Raw genomic sequence first — 7,681 nt, 5'->3', positions numbered from 1 at the left:
CTTATTTTTTAACTGATTTGACTATAACTATTATCTGATTATAATCAAAATAACTTTTGAGGACAGAAAGTTATTTATTGCTTATTCTCGCGGAAGTCATTATTTAGAAATAGCGGTTTATAAAAATAAATATCATCAACTGATTGAAAGAATATTCCTTACGATAAACCCAAAAGACTTATATGAATTAATTGGAAATTTTGTTCCAGAAAAAATCATCAACCTTATTTCACCTATCTAAATAAGAAAATTAATCTTTTGATTTTTAGCTATCCTAAAATAATTTAGGATAGCTTTATCGCGATTTTAATGATTTTCTATAAAGGATTTACTTTATTCACCGAACCATTTTTTTAATAAGGTATGATAAGTGCCATCTGCTTTTACCTTCTCTAAACCCTCATTGAGTTTTGCTAGTAAGTCATCATCTCTATTTTTCTTTACCGCAAAGCCAAAAACTTCCTTGTGTGAATTAGGATTTTCTAAAACATAAAATTCGTGTTTTTGACTGATAGGATGAATTTTGGCGTAATAGTGCAATTCTTTTGCTAAAAGATAAGCCACATCTGCCTCTCCTGTAGCGACTTTTTGAATAGCTAAATATTGTGTATCTGCAGGTAAGAACGTCCCTTCGCCTTTTTCTTCTAATACCGCTCTAGTATGTTGCTCGCCTGTTCCCCCTACTTGAGAAGAAAGCTGATGAATGCTACTAATTGCCTGATTATAGTCGATATATTTTGTTGGATTTTTATGGTCTACTTTGAGTAATAGCCCCCAACGGCTATCTAAATAAGGATTTGAAAAAGCATAGTTTTCGGCTCGCTCAGGGGTTATGATAAATCCTACAACAATATCTTTTTCTCCCGTATCTAAGGTTTCTAACATACCTTTAAAAGTTTTAGTAACCGCAAATCGGATTTTTAAGTCTTCTTTTTCTGCTATGGCATTGATTAAGTCCGCATTAAATCCTGTAACCGAACCTTTTCCATCTTTGATTGAAAAAGGCAGATAATTTCCTAAAATTCCCACAGTATAGACTTTGTCATCAGCATGAATAATCTGACTAAAGAGAGCGGTAAATAAACATAGTGCGATTTTTTTGATTAACATTTTCTATCCTTGATAAATGAAACAAATTACTCCGTATGATGCCCCATCTATAGCGCAATCAGCTAAAAACAGAACGTTCTTTCCCGCCAAAAGTGCTAGGTAAAGTTTATAGAATATCCTATTTTTAGCTGAAGCTATATCATCTCGCACGATAGCGCGTCTATAAGCTATTTATCGAACGCTTGAAGAGATAGGGAAAATACGGCTTTTGATTTTTATAACTAAAGATAAAGGATTGTGATGAAAATATCACTTACTTTAGCGAACGCTATTTTAGCAAAAAAAAGAATTATTCTTATCAAGAATAATTTTCCAACTACTAAATTTGTGGCATCACATAATCAGGCGTAATTCCGCTATCTTTAATATAGGCTTGATAATCCAGTCCTTTAAAAAATCCATGCCCATAAACTAAGGCGGTGCGAATGCCATAAGCATTTCCGCCTAAAATATCGGTATGTAATGTGTCGCCGAGCATTAATGTCCGTGTATGTTTTAGGTCTTTGCCTTGATGATGTAGGCGTTTTGCTGCTATGTCATAAATACTGTGAAAGGGCTTTCCGAAGGCTCGAACATAGTGATACAGTGGATTTTCTAATCCTAGGATATACGTGCCAGCTTCGATGGAAGATCGGTCACCTAAAGGGGCAATCATATCGGGATTGCCTAGCAATACTGGGCGGGAATGATGATGTAAAAGTGCGATAAAGGATTTTTGTCGCTCATCATTCCAGCGATGTGGCGAAAGAAATAAAAAGCCATCCGCTTGCGCAAATTCTGGCTCATCTTGGTCTATGGTGTGAATGCCCATTTCTACCAAATCATTTTGATGCTCTGCGGGTCCAATAAGTCCCCATCGCATCTCTTTTTTAGGATATTCAGTCAATGCTGCTAGTAAAGCATCTCGACTGGTAACAATATCGTCTGCTGAAAATTGATAGCCGAGTTTGGTAAATTTTTCGAGATAAAAACTTTTCTCAAATCCTGCGGCATTTGATACGACAAAGCAGCTTTTTCCTTGCGCTTGTAACTGAGAAACGGCTTCGATTGCCCCATCAATAGCTTGGTTACCAACGTTAAGTACGCCATAAGCATCAAAGAAAAAGACATCAAATTGTTCTGCAATCGCTAATAAATTTTCCACCGTAACAGGGGACTGGTCGCCCATTGGCTCTGGTGGTAAGCGATCTCGAATGGCTTGATATTTTGCATAAGCTGTTTTGGCAGGCATAGTTTTCTCTCCTTATATAATAATGACGCGGTTGGGCAATTCATTGCCATTAACATCTTCGCCCGCAAAATGCGTTCGCAAAGTCTGCGCAATTTCATCAATTAAAATCTCTAATGCTTCTATCCGCGCCTTTGCATATAGCCGCGCAATCGCATCATCAGCCATTCTTTGCCATTCTTTGTCTGCAACAACCGCATCAATGCCGCGATCAGCAACGATTTCTAAACGATGTTCCGCTAAATTCAGATAGATTAAAACGCCACTCCGCTCTACGGTATCCCATACCCGATAGTGGCTAAATAAATTGATGGCCCGTTCTCGAACGTTAATATTCCATGCTAAAGACGTTGGTAGGGATTTCTCAATTACCAGTACCAGTTCTCCATTGTGTCCTTTTTCTGCTTGCGCAATGACCGTTTGTAATCGTGCGCAAGTTGCTTTATTCAGCCAACGGGATTGAAAAGGTGTTGCGGTCAAATGCGCAATACTGCGTTTAATTTTATTTGCAAATGCTTTCACCATGAACCTCCTGCACCACCGCCAGAAAAACCGCCTCCGCCGCCGCTATAACCACCGCCTCCGCCGAAGCCGCCACCGCCAAATCCACCTCTATCGTTTCTTCCGCTGACAATAATGGGGATTCCGCCCCCTCTCCGATTCATACCGGAAAAAAACTGCACGAATACAAAGAAAAACAAGGCAAAAAATAGTCCTGCAACGATACCCGCACCAACGCTCCAGACAGTTATACCAAATACCACCCCGCTACCCAAAAGCGAACCAAGGAAACGCCCTAAAACAGCGCGTAGCACCATTGTGACAATAAAAATAGGAATGAAAAAAGGGAGTAGCTCTTCTAATAAATCGCCTTGAGAATCTTTTTTGTCTTCAGCAATCATTTGACTGCGAATTTCCGGGTCAGCTTCTAGCTGAGTGGCAATTGCTTTTAGCGTTTGGTCTATGCCTTGAAAATAGCGTCCGCCTTTAAAAGAAGGAACCAACTGATTACGCTCAATCCGTTTAATGGAAACATCTGGCAATGCGCCCTCTAGTCCATAGCCAGGCAAAATAAAATAGGTCCTATCACCGACGGCAATCAAAAATAATAATCCGTTATCTTGTTGCTTACTGCCCAACTTCCAACGCTCTGCTAAGCTCATTGCGTAATCAAACGGTGCCATGCCATCTGTGCTATCAACAATCACTACGGCCGCTTGCATTAAGCCTTGCTGATGCCAATGACGAATCATTGCCGATAGCTGTGTATTTTCGCTAGACGTTAATAATCCTGCTTGGTCAATGACGGGGGCGTTTAAAGTTAAGCGTTCTGGTACAACTGCTTGTGCAGTTAGCAACCAAAATCCGATGAATAAACAAAAGAAACGCTTAACCATACTATCCTCTTAAAACTGTACTTTCGGTGCTGTTGAAATCGCCGCTTCATTTTCCACGGTAAAATTTGGTTTTACCGACAAACCAGCAAATTTTGCTACCAAATTGGTTGGAAAACGACGAACCGTGCTATTAAAGTCTTTTACGCTTTCGATATAACGTTTACGCGCGGTAGTAATGCGGTTTTCTGTCCCTTCTAATTGTGTTTGTAAATTTTCAAAAACCGTATTGGCTTTTAATTCTGGATAACTTTCAGAAACGGCAATCAAGCGTGATAATGCCACACCGAGTTCGCCTTGCGCTTGTTGGAATTGCTGTAATTTTGCCGCATCTAGATTATCAACACTGACATTCATGGCGCTCACCTTACTCCGCGCTTCCGCCACTTGAGTAAAGACCGCTTCTTCATGAGCAGCATACTTTTTCGTTACCTCTACCAAATTCGGAATTAAATCCGCACGGCGCTGATATTGGTTCACCACTTCCGACCATTGCGCTTTAACCGTTTCGTCTAACCCTTGTAAGCGGTTATAAGTCGGTACAGCCATTGCACCGACAGCAATAATTAACCCAATAATAACAACCAAAACCAACATTCCTCCGCGTAAAGCGCCTTGTTGTTTTTTCGCGATTGCGTACATTTTTCTCTCTCAATGAATGATTTAAAACCCTATCCTACTACAGAGTGAGAGTTCTCAAAACTATCTTCATTATATTGTTATGCCAAAAAGTGATGAAAACAGCATTGACGCTGAAGCATGACTTCTATTTAATGTTCGATTTTTGGAGACGAACATCGTGATCCGTTTAGAAGCCGTATCTAAACATTTTGAAGGCGCGAATAAGCAACGCTTCACTGCGGTTGAAAATATCTCTCTACAAATCCGAGATGGGGAAATCTTTGGACTGATGGGCTATTCCGGTGCAGGAAAATCGACGCTTTTGCGCTTGATGAATTTATTAGAACGACCAGAAACAGGAAAAGTCTTTCTCAATAATGCAGAATTAACTGCCATGTCCCCTAAACAACTGCGATTGGCAAGAAGAAAAATCGGTATGATTTTTCAGCAATTTAATCTTATGACGAATCGCACTGTTTTTGAAAACGTCGCTTACGCTTTAAAAATTGCCGAATATCCTAAAGACAAACGCGCTGCAAGAGTGCGGGAATGCTTAGAAATTGTTGGATTATGGGAAAAAGCACATGCCTATCCTGCTCGTCTATCTGGTGGACAAAAACAACGCGTCGGCATCGCGCGGGCTCTAGCTTCCGGTCCTGAAGTCATCCTTGCTGACGAACCTACCAGCGCATTAGACCCATTAACCACCAACAGCGTACTTTCCTGTCTTGCGGATATTAACCAACGTTTTGGGGTAACGATTGTCATTGTTACTCACGAAATGTCGGTAATTCGCCGACTTTGCCATCGCGCTGCCCTGCTCAATCATGGTCATCTTTTAGAAACCATCCATATTGAAAACGGACAATTCACCGCACAAACCGACATTGGTAAAGCCTTAACGGAGCAAGAATAATGCAACAATGGATCGATAACATTTGGGCGCTACGTAACGATATCCTAAAAGCTGCTTGGCAAACCTTTGAAATGGTTAGCATCTCTACCGTTCTCTCTACCTTGCTCGGTGGACTCATTGGCATTGGGTTATTTGCCAGTAGTCATCCACAACTTTACTACCATCGCTGGCTTTATCGTAGCTTAGAACATACTGTTAACATCATGCGCGCCTTTCCCTTTGTCATCTTAATGATTGCGCTCAGCCCCTTAACTCATTTAATTACTGGTACAACCATTGGACCCATTGCTGCTTGTGTTACCCTAACCGTGAGCGGTACCTTTTTCTTTGCTCGACTGGTCGAGCAAAACCTAAAAGAAGTGCCTGCTGGTGTGATTGAAGCCTCTATTGGCATGGGCGCCAAACCGCAACACATCCTTTTTGGCGTTCTACTTAACGAAGCGCGCGCTAGTATGGTACTTAGCATTACCGTGCTAACCATTGGCATCCTTTCCTACAGTGCTGCTGCTGGCATGATTGGCGGCGGCGGATTAGGTGACCTAGCCATTCGTTATGGCTATTACCGCTACCAAACTGAAATCATTATTTTTATTGTGGCAATACTTATACTATTGGTTATTGCTATTCAATTCATCGGCAACCGTGTGGCTGCTGCTCTTGATAAACGATAGGAGACCCTATGAAACATAAACTCATACTTGCAACCGCAATCGCACTTGCTTTCACTGGTGCGCAAGCAAAAGACCCAAACAAAGACAAAATTGTCTTCGGTGCGACTGTTGGCGACCATGCAGATATGTTTAAAGCTGCCGTTCAGCCTCAATTAGAAAAAGACGGCTATAAAGTAGAAGTCATCGAATTTACCGACTACATCCGTCCTAACTTAGCCCTAGCCAATGGCGAACTCGACGTTAACGAATTCCAACACAAACCTTACTTAGACACCTTTAAAGCGGCTAAAGGCTTAGATATTACCAACGTTTTCCAAGCACCTACCGCACCTTTAGGACTATATGCAGGTAAATTGAATAACCTAGACCAACTAAAGGATAGCGTTCGTATCTCTCTCCCGAATGACCCAAGCAATAGCGCTCGCGCTTTGCTGTTGTTACAAGACCTTGGTTGGCTTACCCTGAAAAAAGACATTGACGCCTTAAAAGCATCACCGAAAGATATCGTGGACAACCCACATAAAATCGAATTTGTAGAATTAGAAGCTGCGCAACTTCCACGTTCGCGTGGCGATGTAGACTTTGCGATTATTCCAGGCAACTACGCAACAAGCTCTGGGATAAAAATCAGCGATGCGCTCCATAAAGAACCAGGAATAACCTTTATTAACTGGGTCGCCGTGCGTAGTGAAGATACCGACAAACCTTGGGTCAAAGACGTTGAAGCGGCTTATAACTCTGATAGCTTCAAAGCATGGGCAAACGAACATTTCCAAGGCTATAAATTCCCTGAAAACTGGAAATAAACGTTCCTTACCTTTAAAGAAAAGCCAGCATCATTGCTGGCTTCTTTAAAGGTAAGAACGTTTAGGTAAAAACAATGACAATATACCAGCAGAAAAAGCCCCACCCGTTGCCACTAGCGGTAACAACGGTTGTCATCCCATCAAAAAATATAAACCAACTGAAATAAAGCAACCTAATAGGATGGAAATAAAAGTGCCATACACACCGCGATACAGCTGTAACCACCAAATGGTTAATCCTGTCAGAATCGCGGAAATATAGCCATATAACCCAATAATGGGAAGATGTGTTCCTTTAAAAATGATTTGCCAATTGGTACGCATAAACAGTGGCATAACTAGCGCACCTAACGGTGGACCAATTAGAATAAAAGCAATGAAAAGCACAGCGTAATTCTCAGGTTTGTCGTCCATGACAAAATGAATTATTAACTGAAAATAAACACACCTCATCTCATTGAGGTCGTATTACTATACCGTAAAAACAATAAACTTTTTAGAAAAATTTACCAATTTTGATAATAAATACCTATTTCGTGATTTTTGACGAATAAACTTGGATAAGATTTCATGCATTCCAATCATATCGTGCTATCAGCCAAAAATAACATCATTTCTCGCTAGAAACGCTAGGCAAAATTTATATAGAACGCCTGCTTTTTATCTGATTTAACTATAAACAGACTTATTCAAAAAATCGAAAATATAGTCAAATCACTTATAATCCAATCTATCCAAAGCAGATATAAAGAACAACTTGTAGTAGAATTATCAAAAACAAACTGAGCATATCCTATGACCTACTGTCGCCAATTCCGACAGAAAATTCTTAACGATATTGCTAATGGAGAAACTTGGCGCGCTGTTGCAAAGCGCTACAAGATCAGCAAATTCACCGTCTATAGCTGGATTAAAATCCCCATCCTAAAGGCTTT

At 40.6% G+C, this 7,681-nt stretch carries 10 protein-coding genes; 4 read left to right on the top strand and 6 right to left on the bottom strand.

Features of this window, described 5'->3' with window-relative positions:
* Positions 1 to 333 precede the first annotated feature (333 nt).
* From A5N85_RS10365 to A5N85_RS10345, 5 genes are all read right to left on the bottom strand, one after another.
* Positions 334 to 1,110 carry a substrate-binding periplasmic protein gene (locus A5N85_RS10365; protein WP_072577159.1) on the bottom strand — a complete coding sequence of 259 codons (777 nt, stop codon included), beginning with the start codon at positions 1,108 to 1,110 and terminating at the stop codon, positions 334 to 336.
* 319 nt (positions 1,111 to 1,429) lie between these two features.
* Positions 1,430 to 2,341, bottom strand: a complete 912-nt coding sequence (locus A5N85_RS10360) for an HAD-IIA family hydrolase (RefSeq protein WP_072577158.1) — start codon at positions 2,339 to 2,341, stop codon at positions 1,430 to 1,432.
* 12 nt (positions 2,342 to 2,353) lie between these two features.
* A complete protein-coding gene (locus A5N85_RS10355; protein ID WP_072577157.1) occupies positions 2,354 to 2,863 on the bottom strand; it encodes a TPM domain-containing protein in 510 nt (169 codons plus the stop codon).
* Positions 2,857 to 3,735, bottom strand: a complete 879-nt coding sequence (locus A5N85_RS10350; protein WP_072577156.1) for a TPM domain-containing protein — start codon at positions 3,733 to 3,735, stop codon at positions 2,857 to 2,859. The genes A5N85_RS10355 and A5N85_RS10350 overlap by 7 nt, the downstream gene beginning before the upstream one ends.
* 9 nt (positions 3,736 to 3,744) lie before the next feature.
* The gene (locus A5N85_RS10345) at positions 3,745 to 4,329 is read right to left on the bottom strand and encodes a LemA family protein (RefSeq protein ID WP_072577160.1); all 585 of its coding nucleotides are present in this window, start codon (positions 4,327 to 4,329) and stop codon (positions 3,745 to 3,747) included.
* A gap of 202 nt (positions 4,330 to 4,531) precedes the next feature.
* On the opposite strand from A5N85_RS10345, the gene A5N85_RS10340 reads away from it, so the two are divergent.
* The 3 genes from A5N85_RS10340 to A5N85_RS10330 are packed head-to-tail and all read left to right on the top strand — an operon-like array spanning position 4,532 to position 6,746.
* A complete protein-coding gene (locus tag A5N85_RS10340; RefSeq protein WP_072577155.1) occupies positions 4,532 to 5,269 on the top strand; it encodes a methionine ABC transporter ATP-binding protein in 738 nt (245 codons plus the stop codon).
* Positions 5,269 to 5,940 (top strand): methionine ABC transporter permease, encoded by a 672-nt coding sequence (locus A5N85_RS10335; RefSeq protein ID WP_072577154.1) that lies wholly within the window; start codon positions 5,269 to 5,271, stop codon positions 5,938 to 5,940. Before A5N85_RS10340 ends, A5N85_RS10335 begins: the two co-directional genes overlap by 1 nt.
* An 8-nt stretch (positions 5,941 to 5,948) precedes the next feature.
* On the top strand, positions 5,949 to 6,746 hold the full coding sequence (locus A5N85_RS10330; protein ID WP_072577153.1) for a MetQ/NlpA family ABC transporter substrate-binding protein: 798 nt from the start codon (positions 5,949 to 5,951) through the stop codon (positions 6,744 to 6,746).
* Positions 6,747 to 6,878: 132 nt separating this feature from the next.
* Here A5N85_RS10330 and A5N85_RS10325 read toward each other — a convergent pair whose 3' ends face one another.
* Entirely contained in the window at positions 6,879 to 7,160 is a 282-nt protein-coding gene (locus A5N85_RS10325; RefSeq protein WP_072577152.1) for a hypothetical protein, read from the bottom strand.
* Positions 7,161 to 7,541: 381 nt separating this feature from the next.
* Here A5N85_RS10325 and A5N85_RS17745 point away from each other — a divergent pair.
* Positions 7,542 to 7,681, top strand: a 140-nt coding sequence (locus A5N85_RS17745) for a helix-turn-helix domain-containing protein (protein WP_143143252.1), incomplete at its 3' end; no start/stop codon positions are given.

Origin of the sequence: Suttonella ornithocola (assembly GCF_001889065.1) — a bacterium.
GTDB lineage: Bacteria > Pseudomonadota > Gammaproteobacteria > Cardiobacteriales > Cardiobacteriaceae > Suttonella_A > Suttonella_A ornithocola.
The sequence above is the reverse complement of the archived record's forward strand: the minus strand, read 5'-3'. Positions and strand labels throughout refer to the sequence as shown.